The sequence below is a fragment of the Paenibacillus sp. P3E genome (assembly GCF_001909045.1).
Classification (GTDB): domain Bacteria; phylum Bacillota; class Bacilli; order Paenibacillales; family Paenibacillaceae; genus Paenibacillus_AQ; species Paenibacillus_AQ helianthi.
On sequence record NZ_LVWH01000006.1, the window covers coordinates 1 to 17,383 of the forward strand.

Genomic DNA, 17,383 nt, shown 5'->3' on the forward strand with positions numbered 1-17,383 from the left:
GTATAAAGCCTATAGTTTCTAAGTGTTATTAGATACTATTAGAGATATGTATTGGGGGATAGAATAGTAATTTATATGAATTGGCGGGGATAGAGTCAAGAGGAGGTGGCTAATCTCTCTAATCTACATACCGTATATTGGACAACTAGAACATGGAGAGAAGAGCCCGACGATAGATAGTCTAGAAGGAATAGTGAATAGTAGACGCGTTAGGTGTAAGTTTTGAAGAACTGTTTCGACATATAAGACCAGTTGATGGTAGTCAAGAAAGTGCCATAATAAATTAGATTATAACCAAGGTACAAGGCAGGAACATAGAGGAACAGCAAGGCATAAGTAAAATGATTGATCTGCTCTTGGAGTGGAAAGGATTAAAGTGAATAATAGAAAAACGGTAGCTTGAACAGCAGGTAACCGTCTTTTTTTGGATTTACTTCTGTTCAGCATAAGTTTATACCTGTCTTTATTGCTGAATTTCACTAAGCTTCGTTACCATAAATCGAGTGAATTATAGGTACAAGGTGCATATTGATTGTGTGAAAATAAAATATAAATAGAATATAAATTTGGATAATCACATAATTGTTATTCCCAATACGGAACACCTGTAAAGAGAAACGATTCATTGTTTACATAGGCATTAATTTCTCTACTGGCTAATTTACTGATATGGTTTGGCAACCAATCCTGCGAATCGGGCAGACCCAGCCAGAAATTCATGGTTTCAAGCTGTGCTGCAACGAAAAAACCTTCCAATAGCTCAATATAGTTATCCGGTAATGAATGATACTTAGAATATGATTTCAGTAACTGTTCTCTGAATGAAGGGTGTATATAGGAGAACGTCCAGCCCAGATCAACCAAATAGTAACCAAACCCGCAAGCGCCAAAATCGATGGGCCGCGCCTCGTTTTCATGAAACACAATATTACTTGGAATCAAATCGGCATGAATCATTCCCCAATTACCGGACGTTCTCTCCATAGAGTTCATCATTGTAATTACCTGCCCACCTGCAATCTGAAGAAGTTCGGTATCACTTGTATGAAGCAGACCTGCATTAGCCCGTTCCATAAGCTTGCCCAGTGATTGTAATATACGGGAACTATCAAAGACAGGACGTTCAAATAAACTTGGGATTTGCCAGTTAGAGGCTTGCCTATGTAATTTACCGGTCATTTCACCTATATATTTAGCGTCATCTATTGAAAGGATAAAAGGTTTCTGCTCACCATCCACCCATTGTAGCAAAGTGCAGCTTGTATTGTTTACGTTCGTAATGAATTCTCCGCAGGTATTCTTATAAGGTGAAGGCAGGGTTAAATCTGTATCTAATGCTAAGGCGTGAAGCCAGACCATTTCGGAATGGATCACTTCCGGCTTACTCCAAAAACTCTCAAGAGCGTCACCCTTGGATATATGCAATCGGAGGCTATAGCTGTTGTTATCCAGGTCAGTGATTTTGTAGATCGTATTTCCGCTTTGTGCAATGAAATCAATCGATTTACATGTTATGGAGTAGTTACTTAACGCTTCCTTTGCTATACTCAAATTTTTATCCAATCCTCAATCTCTCCTCGTTATCATTGTATAATATTACAGTAACACATCAATTTTTAGGGGAAAATGTAATGGTTGATTATATTTGTTTTTGACTAATGGCAAATAGTTGATAGGGGGGATTGTTCTTGAGAACCGTATTTTTAGCAAAGCCGAGTATTGAATATCAAGACGAATACATAGCTTTCTACGAGGAATGGAGGTCTAGTGGAGAATCTATTGTACCGTGGGTTGTAAGCAGAGACCCGTCTGACTTTGAGGGTATGATTCAATTTCTGCTTGAAAATGAAAATCGAGAGCATATCCCTGAAAATTGGGTTCCAAGTTCTACATACTGGTTAGTATCCAATGACAAGAGGGTCATAGGGGCAGTAAATATCAGACATGACTTAACTGAAAAGTTATTAAATTGTGGCGGTCATATTGGATACGGAATTCGTCCTACCGAGAGACAAAAAGGTTATGCTACAAAATTACTTGCTATGGCATTGGGAAAAACAAAAGAACTCGGTATCAGAAAAGTTCTTGTTGTATGTGATGAAGACAATATAGCTTCCGAGAAAACGATACTAAACAACGGCGGAATACCGGACACAAGCTTTACAGAGGAAGATGGCAATGTCGTAAAAAGATTTTGGATTGAAACCTAATCATTTTGAGATGCTTCAAGTCTTTACACCTGTAAATCCAGCAAACAAAGGGAATAATATGATAAAGATTCAATTCTCAATCGAAAATAATTACCGACAAAGGTAAGGCATGTTTTACACCGTTTAATATCCGTGAGTACGAATAATCGGCAGTCGTCAACATATCGCTGTTGTCACAACACGACCCCTTATCTCGTTTTATAAGCAAAACAAAATAAGGAGTGGTTGCAATGAAAGAATTGATATGCATCATCGTTGGCGGAGGATATGCGGGCATCAATGCGGTTAATGCGATTCGAAAAACGTTAAAGGGTGAGTCAAGCCAGCGTCCGCTTCGACTCATTCTAATCGATAAGAATCCCTATCACCTTCGTAAAGTTTTGCTTTTTAAGCCTGCGGCTGGAAACGAAGATATAATTGTCCCACTGACAAGGTTGTTTCCCGTGGGGGTCGAATTCGTTCAGGCTACCGTAACCAAAATCGAATCAGAGAAGAGAAGGCTGCTTTATCAGGATGCCGAAGGAATTGAGAATTCGATGGAATATGACATTCTCGTTTTGACGGTAGGCAGCATCGTACGGCAACCCGACCTTGATCAGGGGGGGATGGCATTGGCGAGCTTGGATGCCGCGTGGAAGATCAGAGAAGCGTGGCGCACGAATATGCAAAAAGCCGTTAAGGAAACAAACGCGAAAGAGCGTCAGAGATTAATGACCATTGCCGTTGCGGGAGCAGGTATAAGCGGCATCGAGACATCTGCCGAACTGGCTCATTTCGTTCGAGAAGATGCGCAGCAATGGGGACTTGATCCGGGCGCTGTGAGGATAAAACTATTTAACACGAACAAGAGGCTGTTCCCGGATGGCCCGGCCAAGGTAGGGCTTAAACTGGAACGTTCACTTGAAGCTTGCGGAGTAACCGTCTTACAAGGGAGCAGAGTTTTACAGGAGAAAGAGGGAATGCTTACCTTATCTAGCGGAGAAACGATGTCTGTCGGTCTATGTGTTTGGACGCTGGGGCTTCTACCCAATCCAGCGCTGCGAAACATCGGGTTACCGGTCACTCCGGAAGGATACGTGATCGTAGATGCAAGTTACCGGGTTCAGGGTACTCAGGGTGTATACAGCATTGGCGACTGCGCCCGAATCGTAGACCCTGCTAGCGGACGGGCGGACGGGAAGACGTGTAAGGAAGCGACCGCTCAAGCGGCAAGGCTTGGGAAGATTTTGTCGGCGGATCTTGAAGGGCGCCCTGCACCTTCGCATAAGGGGTTTATAGACTTTTTCTGCTTTGGCTTAGGTCCGGGGCATGGAATGGCATGGACACGTATATTGGGGGTAGATATTGTTTTTACGGGAAAGCTGGGTTGGCGACTGAGGAAATTTACATGGGATGCGCCAAGTCTGTTAAAATAATGTAACTAAGTAGAGGATTCGAGGCTAAGATTGGAAGTGGGAAGATGCAAGAGTTATATGAGCAGTATAAAGCGCTGCTGTTTACGCTTGCCTACCAACTGACCGGGTCGGCTTCCGATGCGGAGGATGTTGTGCAGGACGTATTCCTGAAGATCAATGACGTAGATCTGGCGCGTTTGGTTAAGCCCAGAGCATATCTGTGCAAAATGGTGACTAATCGCTGTCGGGATTTATTCAAATCGGCGCGTAAACGGCGGGAACTGTATTTCGGACAATGGCTTCCCGAGCCCATTCTTACGCCCAATGATGAATCGTTTGAAGCGGTTGTTCGTGATGAGCTGTTGTCTTACGCTATGCTCGTGTTGCTTGAAAGGCTATCCCATACGGAACGGGCGGTGTTCGTGCTTCGTGAAGCGCTCGGCTTTGAATATTCAGATATTGCTGAACTTGTTGACAAAAGTGAAGCAAATTGCCGCAAACTGTTCAGCCGTGCGAGAGGGAAGATGGGGATTACCCGTGATGAGCAGGTCCACTCAGAAGCGGCGAGCGAAGAGTGGGTCCGTCGATTCCTGAAGGCTCTCGAACTGGGAAACGTGGACACGGTTGTATCCATACTCGCCGAAGATGTCGTGTTGGTCTCTGATGGAGGGGGCAAAGCGTTCGCCGCCGTCCGTCCTATTGAATCGCGCGATCCCGTCGCCCGGTTCCTTCTCGGTCTAATTCGTAAGGCTCCTCATTACGAAGGAGGCGTGCATGTAGAGATGACGGATATAAATGGTCAAACAGGGCTTGTTGTCCGTTCAGGCGAGGGCATCGAAGTTGTTGTGCTGATACACGTTGAGAGAAATGCGATTTGCAACCTGTACTTTATTAGGAACCCAGATAAGCTGAGGCATTTATTGAAATGAAAAAGAGTATTCGATTGGAGCTAGTCCTTATGTACAAGACCACGAACACTTATATAGGGGAGGAATCATGACAACTTCGACTTTCGAGATATTATTAAAATGCCGAGAAGGCTTGCGGCGGCAGCCGGATCTGCAACTATTGGCGTATTGGCAGAGCAGCTTTTTTTTGAGGGGTACAGATGGCAAATGGTTTTGATCTATCTGATCTCCGCTCAATGCCGTTGTTCAAATAAAATAAAGAGCATCACCTCACTGCCCGAATCTTTTTTATTTCGGGCCTTGGAGACCACATCACCATTCGAGCCATGGACGGGAAGCATAAAGGATATCTAACCGTGACAGTAGCGGGGATTGTCGATCAGGATTTGCTGTCGAACGAATATAATAGCAGTCAAGTTCTTTCATTCTTTACGTCCCCGGAGTCTATTCCAGGATCATGGGAACCGATACTTATTCCAGAATCTTCATCCTGGCTAATCCGGAGCTATCGAGCCTGCCTATAACAGACTATCTCAAATCATTAAATGAAAAGGATGCCGGATTTAATTATACGGATCGGGTGACGGAAATCGCTCAGGCCAAAAATGACGCCATGACGTTCAGTATCTTGCTGTATGGCTTCATCGGTGTCATTGTGCTCATTGGTTTCTTGAACATTATGAATACCGTAAGTACGAATCTGATCCTTCGTACGAAAGAGTTTGCAGTGCTGAAGGCCATCGGCATGACGCAGAATGAAGTGAGGAAAATGATTATTTTAGAAGGGATATTCTATGGTTTATTGGCCTCCTTGATCGGTATTCTGCTAGGGACGGCTCTGAATTATGGACTACATGTTCTCTTCGCAGGCATTTTGGATACAGCCTGGGTATTCCCGTGGGCCAGTATCGGCATTGCCTTCGCGGGTGCGATGATTACGTCGCTCGCCGCCGCGATTTGGCCGATGTATAGGTTAAATAAAGTAAATATTGTAGATGGCCTTCGGAGAGAGAATTAGATTACGTGATTCCACCCTGTGGCATCACCTATGAAAAGAAGACGCAGGAAACTCCTAATTCCTGTGCGTCTTCTTTTTTTGTGCTTGTGCAGAATAATGGGGATTTAATAATGGTTGTTGACGATCATTGCTAACTGTACCAATTCATCTAAAAGCTGCTCTTCCAAGCTGATGATCTCACCCATCTTCTTATGAATCTTCACCCGCGCAGCCTGCTTATTGCCGGAACACATCACCTTGATTATAAATTGATTAATCAGATCCCACTGCTCTCCTGCATGCCGGTAGCCCTCGGCGGCCCGGGAGAGTGCGGGCACATGGGCACCATCGTCAAGCAGCTGCAGGAATAGGCTGAACCGGATTCTGCTGATCGGCAGGGCGTTGGCGTAGATCTTGAAGTTAGAACTGGCTTCGGCAGTCCCGTCGCCGGTAACTCCCTCCTCCAGATAGGCGTCCGCATAGGCGGATAGCTGCGCGGCAACCTGGCCCGGCTGAATCTGGTGGGTTGGATGGGTCAGCATTCCTTGAAGCGTTGCCTGCCAATCGGTATATGAACGTGAAGCATCACAAAGTTCAAATAAGGCATAGAAATGGCAGGCTTGCTCAAGGACATCGAAATTCACAGCTTCAAGCGCTTTGCCATAGTAGGCATCCGTCAGATAAATGATGTTGCTCGAACGGTCCAGTCCAACGGCGAGACAAGCATGGCTGGTATGCAGCCTGCGGAAGGCCACACACCAGGGGCAGTCATAAGAATCGAATCCGACCAGGACCGGCATTCCTGAGGACAGCCGGCTCTCCAGGATGTCCAGCATAAAGTTCTTATCCATAGCCGGCCCCTTCCGTTCGATATAACTGAACCTAAGGCCATGGTATGCAGACAGGGATTCTGTACCGATCCGTGGCAGCATTAACCGCTCAATCAACGGCTGATCCGGGGACTGCTGTTCTTCAAAAGACATCTGCCAGGCATTGCCGTACATGCACTTGCTGTCCGTTCCCTGCCACTTCGCAACAGACTGGATGCAGTCATCAATACAACTGCGCAGGGTGGGGTAGGGGGTACTCTTAATGGGAGCAATGTTCAGCACTGCTCATCATCTCCTTCGCCGACAAAAAATGACTCTGCAACCGGTTTCGGTAAGAGGCAGGGGTCATCCCGCTATATTCACGGAATAGCCGGTAGAAATATTTCATATCGTAAATTCCGACCTCCAGTGCAACGGACTGTATCCCAAGCTTCGTGAACATCAGCAGGATGCAGCTGTATTTCATGCGGATTTCCTGCAGCATCTGGATGTAGGACCTGCCGGTTTTAATTTTGAATAATCTCTGAAATTGGCGGGAGCTCACCGAAATCTGCCGGCTCATCTCCTTCAGCGTGATTTTTTTCCTGAAATTACTAATCATATAAAGGATGACGTCATGCAGCGGATCATAGTCCTTCCCGGGCTGCTGAGTGAAAGGGACGGCAGCTGCAGGCATAATGAGGTTCGCCACTTCGAACAGCAACGGGTATAGCTGCTGTTGACCCCTAAGTGAGCCATAGTTTTGCATCCCCTGCATACGGCGGAGCAATAAGGTCAGCTCTACGCTTTTCCCTCTATACCAGAACCATTGCTTCACCTCCAGAAGCCTCAGCAGTGGTAACATATCCACTTCGGAGAAGGGTCCCGGCAGCTCTCTGAGAATCCTGTTAAGCTCAGGCCTGAGCATACAATTGAAGATGAGGAGCGGCTCTGCACCGGTCAGATCCTGAGGGTGAAATACATGGGAAACCCCGGGAGGTATAACTAACAAATCCCCCTGCATAACCTGCATTTTATCCTCACCCGCCAGATGGATTCCTTTCCCTTGAACCACATAAGCGAGCTCCAAAAAATCGTGCTGATGACATACGGAAGTGACCGTTTCCTGAGTGAGGAGCATTTGTACCGATGAACAGGAGTCAAATAGATATTCCCCAGTAAATACCGGAAAACCTTCCATAAACAAACCTCCGTTTCCTGCTTCCTTAGGATGGACAACCTGGAATCTACCCTAGTATAGCTGAATATTTTGGCGCATTCAACCATATATTAACAGTCCGATTTTTGGTATATTCTTTCTATTCATTCCTAATACGCATACTGAAAGGGGTATACACATGCAGCAGAAGGTCATTGAAATTATCGCCGAAATCAAAGAGGAACCGGGCCTGCTTCAGACGCTGAACGGAGCTTCAGATCTGACGCTGGACGCCGCACTTGATTCCCTGCAAATCATCAACTTTATTCTGAGAATCGAAGACGAATTCGATGTCGAAGTAGATTTCGATACCTTTGATCTTGAACATTTGAAATCGGTAGACCGCTTCTCCGATTATGTCGCGGGGCTTGCCGTACGATGAAGAACGCTGTGCACTGCGGCAGCCTGGAGTCGGAACGGTACTGGCGGGAGGAAGATCTGGCTGCACTGCCATCCGTTCCTGATGCGAAGGCTCTGGCTATTGTGCAGGCCATGGATGAGATGCTGTTTGTCTTCTGCAGGAGCGGAGATATTCTATTAACCCGTCAGGGTATGGACAAGGCTCAATATGACTATCTGCAATCGCTCAATTATTCATTTAGGACCAATAGGAATCCATTAACCTTGGGAGTGGAGGAACCAGGCACAGCACAGAACGCACTGAATGTATTTGAATTGCTGGGCAGGCTGGACCCCGGGCAGGAACTGGGCAGCTTAATACCGGAAGGATGGTTCCTTGAACCTTTTGCCGTGCTTCCCGGGACGCATGAGGCGGTTAGGCGATATAAGCTTCTGCCCGTTATCCCGGATGAACAGATTGTACGCAAAGTGAACACCAAAACCTACTCTGCTGCTATGCGGGACAGGCTGCTGCTGCCAAATATCGCTCTTGTCGTCCATAGCACGGAAGAGTTGCTGCAATCAGGACAAGCGTTGCTGGAGAAGGGGGCTTTTCTGATCAAGGATGAGTATGGTGTATCCGGCAAAGGAAATCAGCTCGTGGACTCTGAGCGGGTGTTGCGCAGAATTGCCGGGTATCTGGAGTCCAGCCGAAACCAGGACAAAAGAATAAAGTTTGTGCTCGAACCTCTGCTGGACCGGGAGACAGACTTCTCCTGTCAGTTTCACATTGATCCGGAAGGCCGGATCTCGATATTGTCCGTTCAGCAACTGGTCAACCACGGTTTTGCCTTCGGAGAGTCACATTCCCCGGAGCCGTCTCTGCTCGAAAGGCTGGACCGGGAAGGATATTGGGAAACCATGCACAGCATTGGGCGGGAGCTGTATGCAGATGGTTATTTCGGTGATGTATGCGTGGATTCAATGCTGCTGCGTGACGGGAGCCTCGCCCCTCTGGTGGAGATCAATGCCCGGAAGTCGATGAGTCTGATCAAGCATAATGTAGACCGCCATCTCAAGCAGGAGGGGATGCACACCTGTCTATTACAGGTACCGCTGGCAACCCTAGGCGAGGTTCATTATGAAGATCTGCTGGGGCGGCTTGCGCAAGAAGACGTTTTATTTTCGCTGGGAGAGGGGGAAGGAGTAATTCCTTTGGCTTCGGGTACACTCCAGCCTCCAGCCTCTTCCCGATCCACCGGCTCCGGCAAAGGCAAGCTGTATGCAGCACTCGCTTACCGGAATGAAGACAGCAAGAATAGACTCATCCGTAAGCTGGACGAATCGCTTCTGCGCACTGGCTATACTATACTGCGATAAAGAAAGGGATCCTCCAATGAATAACACCGTAACTATTCTATGTTCTGGTTTTGGTCTGGGCTTCTATGTCCCCGGCCTGCTGATTGAACGGAGACTCATAGCACTTGGTATCCAGGCGGAGATTGAAGTTTTTGAAACACTCATGCCGGACAGCAAAAAGAAGCAGACGGACAACAGCCGCAAAGCGTACCAGCAGAACTTCGCCGTAGCCTTGACCTCACAGAAAATACCGGCGGATATCCGGAGCAGCCTTGATGCTGCAGCCGTGGAACGTTTGCTTCAACAATGGAAGCAGGAAGAAAGACAGCGCTTCATTGTATTATCCGGGCACTGGGTGCATGTTATGGACAGGTACCGTGAACTGGCCGGCTTTTCTGTGGATGCCGATTTGCTCTATATTGATGCCGATCTTTCGCCATCATGGAAGAATCTCCGCAGGCTGAACCCCGGTTACGCGGAAGGCTACCGTGAAGTAAGCATGTATGACCCCGTGAAACGGGAGATTCTATACAGCATAGATGCCGGCCCCCCGGAAGCGCTGTCCCCTTCGGCTAGGAACGGAAGACTGGTTGTTCATGGCGGCGGCTGGGGAATTGGAACCTTCCGCGAGAAGTTTGATGCCCTGGAGTCGGCAGGGTATGAACTGGATATCGCCGCGTACAGCTCTCAGGAGATTGGAGCAGCCATCCATGGAAGACGTTATTATATGAACGACCCGGAGTGGCGGACCTGGAAGCGTGACAGCAGCGGGCAGTATACTTTCCCGCCTTTTGCAGAGGTAACCGGTAACCAGGCAGACCGCTTTCCGCCCTGCCGTAACTATCAGGATGGGATGTATGGTGTCATCCGGCAGACATCCGCAGTAATCAGCAAGCCGGGAGGAGGCGCCTTGATTGATTCACTTACTTCGGGCACTCCGCTGGTGCTGCTGGACCCCTTTGGCCCGCACGAGAAGATTAACAGTGATCTGTGGGTAGAGCTTGGTTATGGCATCCGTTACGGGGAGTGGGCCGAATCGGGCTTTGACCGTGAGAAATTGCGTAAGCTGGCGGATAACCTCAGGTCAGCCAGGGGCCAGTATCCAGACTATGCGGCAAGCTATGCGGAACAACGATCCGCAGCAGAAGGGAGAAGCTAATGCAGCCTACAAGTAGAGTTAACCTTGATGCCAAGTCCTTTGAGGCTCTGAAACGCACGATCAAGAATGTCGTGGTTCCACACAGAGAACGCAAACATGATCCCGGGTTCAGAACCGTTATGCCGGAAATTATGTCCCTGAAGCTGACCAACCGCTGTAATCTCCGCTGCAAGCATTGCTACCAATGGAATGAATCCGGCTATCATCATGATATGGACACCGCCGAGCAGAATCTGGATATGGATCTGGAGATGATCCAGAGGCTTCTGGAGGAGACGGATGAAGCACAGTCCCGTTTGTATTTGTGGGGGGGCGAGCCGCTTTTTCACCGGAATACCCGGCAGATTCTGGAGCTTCTGAAGGAGCATCCCCGGGATACAACGATCTGTACCAACGCCTATCTGATTCCTAAGTACGAAGAGGAGCTGTGTGCGATCTCTGACAACCTGGAACTGCTGATTCCGATAGAAGGGTTCGAGGAGGAGCATGATTTGCTGCGCGGCAAAGGTTCATTTCACAAAGTGATCGAGAGCGTCGAACGGCTGCTTGAACTGCGCAAGCAAGGCCGCTTCCGCGGCCGGATCTCTGTGCACAATGTGATTAATGACAATATGATCGGCCGATTGTACGAGCTGGTGGAGTTTTTTGAGCAAAAGAAAGTCGATCTGGTATTGCTCTGCTTCCCGTGGTATATCTCTGCGGAAACCAGTCTGGAAATGGACCGCTTCTACGATGAACACTTTCAGTGGCTGGCTGAGCTTCCGCCGGATCACCGGAGCAGCTGGCATGCCTTCAAATACCATATCAAGCCTGAGAATGTCACAAGGCTAACCGAAGACCTGAAACGGATCAACAGCAACACTTGGCACAATACCCGAATCCGTTATCAGCCGGGGCTGGACTTTGATGAAATCGAGGACTTTGTGGCTGGCAAGCCGATGGCCTCCCGCAGTACGTCGAAATGTCTGGCGCTCAGTACCCGGGTGGATATTGCTCCGAACGGCATGGTGAGTGCATGCAAATTTTTTGGCGAGCTGGCTATTGGCAATGTGAAGGAGCAGACGCTGACGGAAATATGGAATTCAGCCCGCTACGACAGGCTGCGGCGGATTCTGGATGAAGGCTTGTCCCCGGCTTGTTCCAAATGCAATGTGCTGTACTTGAATACTTATGCTGCATTAACGCATGTATGAAGAACGGAGAGGAACAACCTGCCTACAAGCTCGGAATCCTGGGTTCGTCGAACATTGCTGTACCGGCCATACTGGAGCCTTCGCGGGTTGTGGAGAAGGTTCGGATAACGGCAATCGCCAACCGGACCTTTGAAAAAGCGGCGAAACTGGCGGACACCTACCGAATTCCTTATGTGGCGGGCAGTCTGGAGGAACTGCTGGAGCTTGGCGAGCTGGATGGAGTATATATTGCACTCAGTAATGAGCTTCATACAGAATGGGCAGTCCGGGCTTTGAAGGCGGGTAAGCATGTATTGGTAGAAAAGCCGATATGCCTGAATCCCGAAGAAGCAGAACGGTTACGGCTGGTAAAAGAACAATCCGCCACTCCGAAGCTTGCCGAAGGTCTGATGATTGCCTTCCACCCCTGGCAGCAGGCACTCCAATCTATTGTCCGCTCCGGGCAATTCGGTCCGCTCCACAGGATCAGTACAAGAATATCCGTCCCTGCCAAGGACAGATATACCGGAAATTACCGCAGTGTCAAGGCTAAAGGCGGAGGCGCTTTTACCGACCTGGGTTGTTATTGGCTGCAGTTCCTGCAGACCCTGGTCGGTCTTCAGCCCCGAGAGATTAGGGCCCAGTCGGCTTTTGACGGACCGGATGGCTGCGATTGGACCTTTCAGGCGGCGCTGCAATATGAGAACGGTCTGGAAGCGGAGTGTCTCACTTCCTTTGAGCTTCCTTTCCGAGCTTCGCATACCTTGTATTTCGAGCATACAGTGCTGACGGTCCCGGATTTCTTCCGGCCGGTCAAAGGATTCTACAAAATCAAAATACGGCATGATCTTCCGGACAACCGCAGCACCCTTTGCGAATTTGAGCCGATGAACTACTATGTCAACCAGTTGGAGGCTTTTGCAGAAATGATGAGCGGGCAAAGGGCAGAAAAGCTGGAAGCTACATGGGAACGGGTGCACCTTCAATCCATAATCATGGCCGAGGCGCAGCAGCGCCGGGTCTATAATGCGGCCAGCCATCTATAGTCCAAACGTCAAAACAGCGACCTCCGATCACCGGAGAGTCGCTGTTTGTATTAACGGTCCTGCAGGGAAGGAGGCTGCTCTATCCAGGAGCGCTCGTTGTTCATCACATAGATGCCCAGCGCCTGCTCGAAGGTAAGGCCGTGATTATAAAAAGCCAGCATCTTCGCGGCGTAGCGCATACTCTTATCTGCACCGGGCGACTGCAGCAGCTCTGCAGCGAGCTTACGGAAATCCTTCGGCTTATGTTCTGCAGCATCTACGGCATCCAGAAGCCCCTTGTGGCTTGGAAAGAGCCTCCGGTTATAAGCCAGGATCATTCTCCCGCTGAAGAATACCAGATTGCTGGCTGTGTGCGCGAGCAGGTAGGCATCTTTCTTCCGGGCCGCCTCTTTGGCGAAATAAAAAGCGTACAGGAAGATCTGGGCGCAAAAGTCCCGCAGATTGCGGTCCCGGTTCTCTTCAGGATAGACGGGGATTCGGGCTACCAGATCGTTCAGCTGCGGGATTCTGGAGAACACAACGTCTGAACCGGTAAAAGCATACCTCGTCGGCTCATTGCCCCGCTTGGCTGCAAGCTCCAAGAACCGGAGGTTGATCACCTTGATATCGGCGTATCCGCCTTCATAGGTACTGACTTCATGGTCCACATAGGACAGCGTATTGTTCCGGTCATATTCTTCATACGCTTCATCGGTGAATACGAGGTGAACATCCACATCCGAGGTTTCCTTGGCCGTTCCTTGCGCTACCGAACCACTGGTGATTACTGCCAGACAGGAAGGGTTCTTCTCATGCTTCCCCACCAGCTTCTCCAGCGTCTGTCTATGGTGCTCATACATCTCTTTCATCCTCTCTTAAAGTGCTCCTGCACCTTAAGCGTACCCATTGGACAGCTTACCAGCTATGGTCAATTCAGACATTTATTTACCCGGGGCAACTATTCTTCCAATCTCCAGATATGTTTGTCCGCCCGGAACGGCAGGCAAGAACAGGCACCGAAAATTCCGATCGCAAGAAATAGCAAGGCTGCTCCGGAGCCTTTGCCTGTTCCGACCAGTGCGACCCACAGGCTGTTCACCGGCTGCATGGCCATAAAGGGTTCAAACACCCTGTCAACCAACACGCCACCGCACAGATATCCCACAGGAATGGTGAAAAACTGTAACGTATTCCTTGCCGAATAGACACGCCCCTGCATCTCAATCGGGATGGTGGAGCGGAAAAGTACATCCATATTAGCGTTCATAACCGGAATGAATACCCATCCGAGAATAGCGCCTAAACACCACACAGGTGTACTTCTGCCGAAGGCAAGGATGAAATTCTCGGAGCTCATGGAGAACAGCAGGCAATTCAAAATGACCCGAACCCGGCTTTTTGGCGGCGGCAGAATAGCAACCGCAAGGCTCCCAACCATCATGGCTATCCCTGTAACGGTGTTGACCATACCTAGCGCCAACTCTCCGCCGCCAACACGTGAGAGCATCATTGCGGGCAGGGCAGCATTGAAGATCGAGGCGGTAAAATTGATCACGGCCAAAAAAAGGATCAAATCCAGAATGCCCCGGTTGTCCCTGAGATACCGTAAGCCGCTTTTGGCAGATTGTAATACCGTCTCGCTCCCCGTGCCGCTCTGTTTTGGAACTTGCGGGATATGGACCCAGCAGAGCAACGCCATGAACGCTGTAGCAAATGTAATCAAATCAAACACAATAACAAACCGGATACTGGTAAAGGAAAGCATTGAAGTGGCGAGTATAGGCGTCAGTATAGTAACCAACGAATTGGATAAGGAACGCATCCCGCTAACCTTCTGGTAGTGTTTTTGCGGAGCCAACAGGCTGATCGCTACATCCGACGCCGGCTGCTGTACAGTGTTCATCAGTCCATTTAACGTATTGATCAAATACAGATGCCAAATCTGGAGTGTACCCGTCGTCATCAGAATAAGGATCGAAACGGTACAAAGTGCCGCAAAGCTGTCGCTGATCAGCATAGTGGCCTTCTTGTTCCAACGGTCGCTCAGTGCACCTGCGAAGATACTCAGCAGGACATAGGGGGCGTAGGAACAGATAACTAGTAGCGAGCTGGTAAGAGCCGACCCTTGCTGTTGATAAGACCAGATCACTAAGGCAAAGGAGGTCATTGCACTGCCCAGTGCTGAAAATGACTGTGTAATCCATAAAATCAGGAACGTTCGAAGCTCCCTGACGTTCGTTTTTAATTTTTTTATCATGACTCTGCTCCTCTTTCAATGAATTCTTAACGAATCAATGAAAGTGCAAAGCCGAACGGACGAACTCTATCCGCTCCGTGCAGTTTCGTCCGGTTCAGACCTTGCACGGAGCGGTGCCACTGCATATTTTCATGTGGTTTCTCCTTCTTTATCGCTCGAGGTTGAATTCACCCAACAGTAAATTCTTCTTTATTTTACCATGTGTGAACCCGGAAAATAACTATACAATTGCAAATTCAAAAGATGCACATTTATTGGGTGAGTATGCTTCTACCGGGGTTATGATATACTTTGTCATGAACAGGTTCGTTTACTATTTCGGGATAAAGAGTGTCCTGGTACGTATAGAGAGGTTAATGATATGACGAATAATTTTTGGCGTGATTTACCACGGCCTTTTTTCATACTGGCGCCCATGGAAGATGTGACGGATGTTGTGTTTCGCCATGTCGTAAGTATTGCTGCTAGACCGGATGTGTTTTTTACGGAGTTTGCGAATTCAGAGAGCTATTGTCACCCGGAGGGGCACCATGCTGTGCGCGGGCGTCTGACATTTACAGAGGATGAACAGCCCATTGTAGCGCATATCTGGGGAGATAAGCCGGAATACTTCCGGCAGATGAGCATCGGGATGGCCGAGGAAGGCTTCAAAGGCATTGATCTTAATATGGGCTGTCCTGTAGCGAATGTAGCAGAGAACGGGAAGGGAAGCGGCCTGATCTGCCGTCCCGAACTCGCAGCAGAGATCATCCAGGCCGCAAAGGCCGGGGGACTGCCCGTCAGTGTCAAAACAAGGCTCGGATTTAGTGACATCGACGAATGGCGCGGCTGGTTAACCCATATTTTGCAGCAAGACATTGTGAATCTGTCTATTCATCTGCGCACCAGAGAGGAAATGAGTAAAGTAGATGCCCACTGGGAGCTGATTCCGGAGATTAAGAAACTTCGTGATGAGGTGGCACCCCATACACTGCTGACCATTAACGGGGATATCCCTGACCGTCAGACCGGCCTGAGGCTTGCTGAGCAGTACGGTGTGGATGGGATTATGATTGGGCGCGGTATTTTTCATAATCCGTTTGCTTTTGAGCAGGAGCCGAAGGAACATAGTAGTAGCGAATTGCTTGATCTGCTGCGGCTGCATCTGGATCTCTATGATCAATACGCAGGACAAGCACCACGTTCGTTCAGCCCGCTTCAACGATTCTTCAAAATCTATGTCCGCGGATTTCGCGGGGCAAGTGAGTTAAGAAATAGCTTAATGAACACCAAGTCCACAAGTGAAGTGCGTGCGCTGCTGGATGAGTTTGGGAGCAAAGAGCAGGACGGGGCGGGGGAGCTTGGGGATTAGACATCCAGAATTATTGAATTTCGAGCGGGAAATAGAATAGACGTAAAAAGAGTGTGAGGATCGGATGATGGGGAAGGGACAAAACCCGGAGCCAGCAAACCGTTCCTCATTTTTTATATGGGAGGGGGATCACATGTCCTGGAGCAAATTGAAGCAACAACTGGAGGGCTTTCTTAGCCCGGCGCTACATAGAAGGGTAGAATACCGCGCGCCCGGTTACCGTTATCTGCCTGATAAATCAGGGATTTGCTATATCTCGGTAGATAAAAAGAACGTACTCAACATGAGTGATAAGACGAACACTATCAGATGGTATCAAACAGAACTGGAGATTAAAAATGACCCGGATATCCAAATTCCTATCGCAAATAGCGACATTGAAGCGGTTAGACAAGCCACCAAGGGTCCAGTGCCGGAGGATCGCCTAATCGTAATGGCCAGAAGCAGAAAAAGTACAGAACATGCCAAAGAGCTAATGTCAGCACAGGCTGCACTCGTTAAATCGAATTTTATCGTGGTGGCTAATCAGTTCTTAACGACGCCTATAGAGGAAAGCTTAGAGAGCGAGGAGATTCTGTTGAATATTCTGGCTTTGGTGGACCGAAGAGTTGGAAAAAAGCGGATTTTGAGTATGGTAGAGAAGATGGAGTTGAAGCATCCGGTTGTGCGGTATTTTTATGAGCTACGGCGTGATACATTGTGAAGCAAACAATTTTACCCGCAAATGATCATAGATGGGCAAGGGGGCGCCCGGCATAATTTAATGTGAAATATACCATTGACAATCGCAAACCTGTTTTGGTAACAATGTATAATAAAGTAGGAGGTTGACACATATATGAAAAAAATGGAAGAATTGTATCAACTTATAGGTAAGAAATTAGTAGGAATAATTCCTGATCAGTGGGAAAAAATTTATCTCTACGCAGAAGTATTGCCAGGTTCAAGAATCATCTATTTTTACTTCGAATCTGCTACAAAAAAAGAACTAATATATAGTCATTTAATCCCTGAGATTTATGGAGTAGATGAACGCATATATGATCGGTTGCATGGGGAGTTGCAAGAATATTTTGTTGAACTGAATAAGGTTTTCAGAAATACTCTTGATCAACCTTGGACAAATCTGACGATGTATCTTGAGCAATCAGGTAAATTTAATATTGATTATAGTTATGATGAAG

The 17,383-nt window shown here is 48.2% G+C and carries 17 protein-coding genes; 12 read left to right on the forward strand and 5 right to left on the reverse strand.

The genetic code is table 11. The annotated features are described in order from the left end of the window. Positions 1-585 precede the first annotated feature (585 nt). Positions 586-1,563 (reverse strand): phosphotransferase enzyme family protein, encoded by a 978-nt coding sequence (locus A3842_RS02545; RefSeq protein WP_074100325.1) that lies wholly within the window; start codon positions 1,561-1,563, stop codon positions 586-588. A gap of 125 nt (positions 1,564-1,688) precedes the next feature. Between A3842_RS02545 and A3842_RS02550 the strand changes: the two genes are divergently transcribed. The 4 genes from A3842_RS02550 to A3842_RS02565 all read left to right on the forward strand — a co-directional run bounded on the left by A3842_RS02550 (position 1,689) and on the right by A3842_RS02565 (position 5,530). Then, complete coding sequence (locus tag A3842_RS02550) at positions 1,689-2,210, forward strand: GNAT family N-acetyltransferase (RefSeq protein ID WP_074100326.1); 522 nt, start codon at positions 1,689-1,691, stop codon at positions 2,208-2,210. 230 nt (positions 2,211-2,440) lie between these two features. Next, positions 2,441-3,625: an NAD(P)/FAD-dependent oxidoreductase gene (locus A3842_RS02555; protein WP_074100327.1), complete on the forward strand. Its 1,185-nt coding sequence runs from the start codon at positions 2,441-2,443 to the stop codon at positions 3,623-3,625. Positions 3,626-3,669: 44 nt separating this feature from the next. After that, on the forward strand, positions 3,670-4,533 hold the full coding sequence (locus tag A3842_RS02560) for an RNA polymerase sigma-70 factor (RefSeq protein ID WP_074100328.1): 864 nt from the start codon (positions 3,670-3,672) through the stop codon (positions 4,531-4,533). Between the two features lie 436 nt (positions 4,534-4,969). Further along, positions 4,970-5,530: an ABC transporter permease gene (locus tag A3842_RS02565; RefSeq protein WP_074100329.1), complete on the forward strand. Its 561-nt coding sequence runs from the start codon at positions 4,970-4,972 to the stop codon at positions 5,528-5,530. A gap of 104 nt (positions 5,531-5,634) precedes the next feature. Here A3842_RS02565 and A3842_RS02570 read toward each other — a convergent pair whose 3' ends face one another. Continuing rightward, positions 5,635-6,621: a hypothetical protein gene (locus tag A3842_RS02570; RefSeq protein ID WP_074100330.1), complete on the reverse strand. Its 987-nt coding sequence runs from the start codon at positions 6,619-6,621 to the stop codon at positions 5,635-5,637. After that, a complete protein-coding gene (locus A3842_RS02575) occupies positions 6,599-7,519 on the reverse strand; it encodes an AraC family transcriptional regulator (protein ID WP_074084274.1) in 921 nt (306 codons plus the stop codon). Before A3842_RS02575 ends, A3842_RS02570 begins: the two co-directional genes overlap by 23 nt. 157 nt (positions 7,520-7,676) lie before the next feature. Here A3842_RS02575 and A3842_RS02580 point away from each other — a divergent pair, with 157 nt between their 5' ends. Genes A3842_RS02580 through A3842_RS02600 form a run of 5 tightly spaced genes read left to right on the forward strand, consistent with a single transcriptional unit; the run spans position 7,677 to position 12,612 of the window. Then, positions 7,677-7,919, forward strand: a complete 243-nt coding sequence (locus tag A3842_RS02580; RefSeq protein ID WP_074084275.1) for an acyl carrier protein — start codon at positions 7,677-7,679, stop codon at positions 7,917-7,919. Continuing rightward, positions 7,916-9,256 (forward strand): ATP-grasp domain-containing protein, encoded by a 1,341-nt coding sequence (locus tag A3842_RS02585; protein ID WP_074100331.1) that lies wholly within the window; start codon positions 7,916-7,918, stop codon positions 9,254-9,256. Before A3842_RS02580 ends, A3842_RS02585 begins: the two co-directional genes overlap by 4 nt. 16 nt (positions 9,257-9,272) lie before the next feature. Then, positions 9,273-10,394 carry a glycosyltransferase family protein gene (locus tag A3842_RS02590; RefSeq protein ID WP_074100332.1) on the forward strand — a complete coding sequence of 374 codons (1,122 nt, stop codon included), beginning with the start codon at positions 9,273-9,275 and terminating at the stop codon, positions 10,392-10,394. Beyond that, positions 10,394-11,587, forward strand: a complete 1,194-nt coding sequence (locus A3842_RS02595; protein ID WP_074100333.1) for a radical SAM/SPASM domain-containing protein — start codon at positions 10,394-10,396, stop codon at positions 11,585-11,587. The genes A3842_RS02590 and A3842_RS02595 overlap by 1 nt, the downstream gene beginning before the upstream one ends. Beyond that, complete coding sequence (locus tag A3842_RS02600) at positions 11,584-12,612, forward strand: Gfo/Idh/MocA family protein (RefSeq protein ID WP_074100334.1); 1,029 nt, start codon at positions 11,584-11,586, stop codon at positions 12,610-12,612. The genes A3842_RS02595 and A3842_RS02600 overlap by 4 nt, the downstream gene beginning before the upstream one ends. A gap of 50 nt (positions 12,613-12,662) precedes the next feature. Here A3842_RS02600 and A3842_RS02605 read toward each other — a convergent pair whose 3' ends face one another. Next, the gene (locus A3842_RS02605; protein WP_218618645.1) at positions 12,663-13,451 is read right to left on the reverse strand and encodes a nucleotidyltransferase domain-containing protein; all 789 of its coding nucleotides are present in this window, start codon (positions 13,449-13,451) and stop codon (positions 12,663-12,665) included. A 98-nt stretch (positions 13,452-13,549) separates the two neighbouring features. After that, positions 13,550-14,848: an MFS transporter gene (locus A3842_RS02610; RefSeq protein ID WP_074100336.1), complete on the reverse strand. Its 1,299-nt coding sequence runs from the start codon at positions 14,846-14,848 to the stop codon at positions 13,550-13,552. Between the two features lie 361 nt (positions 14,849-15,209). On the opposite strand from A3842_RS02610, the gene A3842_RS02615 reads away from it, so the two are divergent. The 3 genes from A3842_RS02615 to A3842_RS02625 form a co-directional block, all read left to right on the forward strand. Then, positions 15,210-16,199: a tRNA dihydrouridine synthase gene (locus A3842_RS02615; protein ID WP_074100337.1), complete on the forward strand. Its 990-nt coding sequence runs from the start codon at positions 15,210-15,212 to the stop codon at positions 16,197-16,199. Positions 16,200-16,332: 133 nt separating this feature from the next. Beyond that, a complete protein-coding gene (locus A3842_RS02620) occupies positions 16,333-16,902 on the forward strand; it encodes an SF0329 family protein (protein ID WP_074100338.1) in 570 nt (189 codons plus the stop codon). Between the two features lie 135 nt (positions 16,903-17,037). Next, positions 17,038-17,383, forward strand: a 346-nt coding sequence (locus A3842_RS02625; protein ID WP_074100339.1) for an immunity protein YezG family protein, incomplete at its 3' end; no start/stop codon positions are given.

Bases quoted from the DNA above. Each gene is read 5' to 3' on its own strand.
- A3842_RS02555 (WP_074100327.1), top strand. From the start codon at position 2,441: ATGAAAGAATTGATATGCATCATCGTTGGCGGAGGATATGCGGGCATC.
- A3842_RS02560 (WP_074100328.1), top strand. From the start codon at position 3,670: ATGCAAGAGTTATATGAGCAGTATAAAGCGCTGCTGTTTACGCTTGCC.
- A3842_RS02565 (WP_074100329.1), top strand. From the start codon at position 4,970: ATGGGAACCGATACTTATTCCAGAATCTTCATCCTGGCTAATCCGGAG.
- A3842_RS02575 (WP_074084274.1), bottom strand. From the start codon at position 7,519: ATGGAAGGTTTTCCGGTATTTACTGGGGAATATCTATTTGACTCCTGT.
- A3842_RS02580 (WP_074084275.1), top strand. From the start codon at position 7,677: ATGCAGCAGAAGGTCATTGAAATTATCGCCGAAATCAAAGAGGAACCG.
- A3842_RS02585 (WP_074100331.1), top strand. From the start codon at position 7,916: ATGAAGAACGCTGTGCACTGCGGCAGCCTGGAGTCGGAACGGTACTGG.
- A3842_RS02590 (WP_074100332.1), top strand. From the start codon at position 9,273: ATGAATAACACCGTAACTATTCTATGTTCTGGTTTTGGTCTGGGCTTC.
- A3842_RS02595 (WP_074100333.1), top strand. From the start codon at position 10,394: ATGCAGCCTACAAGTAGAGTTAACCTTGATGCCAAGTCCTTTGAGGCT.
- A3842_RS02600 (WP_074100334.1), top strand. From the start codon at position 11,584: ATGAAGAACGGAGAGGAACAACCTGCCTACAAGCTCGGAATCCTGGGT.
- A3842_RS02605 (WP_218618645.1), bottom strand. From the start codon at position 13,451: ATGTATGAGCACCATAGACAGACGCTGGAGAAGCTGGTGGGGAAGCAT.
- A3842_RS02610 (WP_074100336.1), bottom strand. From the start codon at position 14,848: ATGATAAAAAAATTAAAAACGAACGTCAGGGAGCTTCGAACGTTCCTG.
- A3842_RS02615 (WP_074100337.1), top strand. From the start codon at position 15,210: ATGACGAATAATTTTTGGCGTGATTTACCACGGCCTTTTTTCATACTG.
- A3842_RS02620 (WP_074100338.1), top strand. From the start codon at position 16,333: ATGTCCTGGAGCAAATTGAAGCAACAACTGGAGGGCTTTCTTAGCCCG.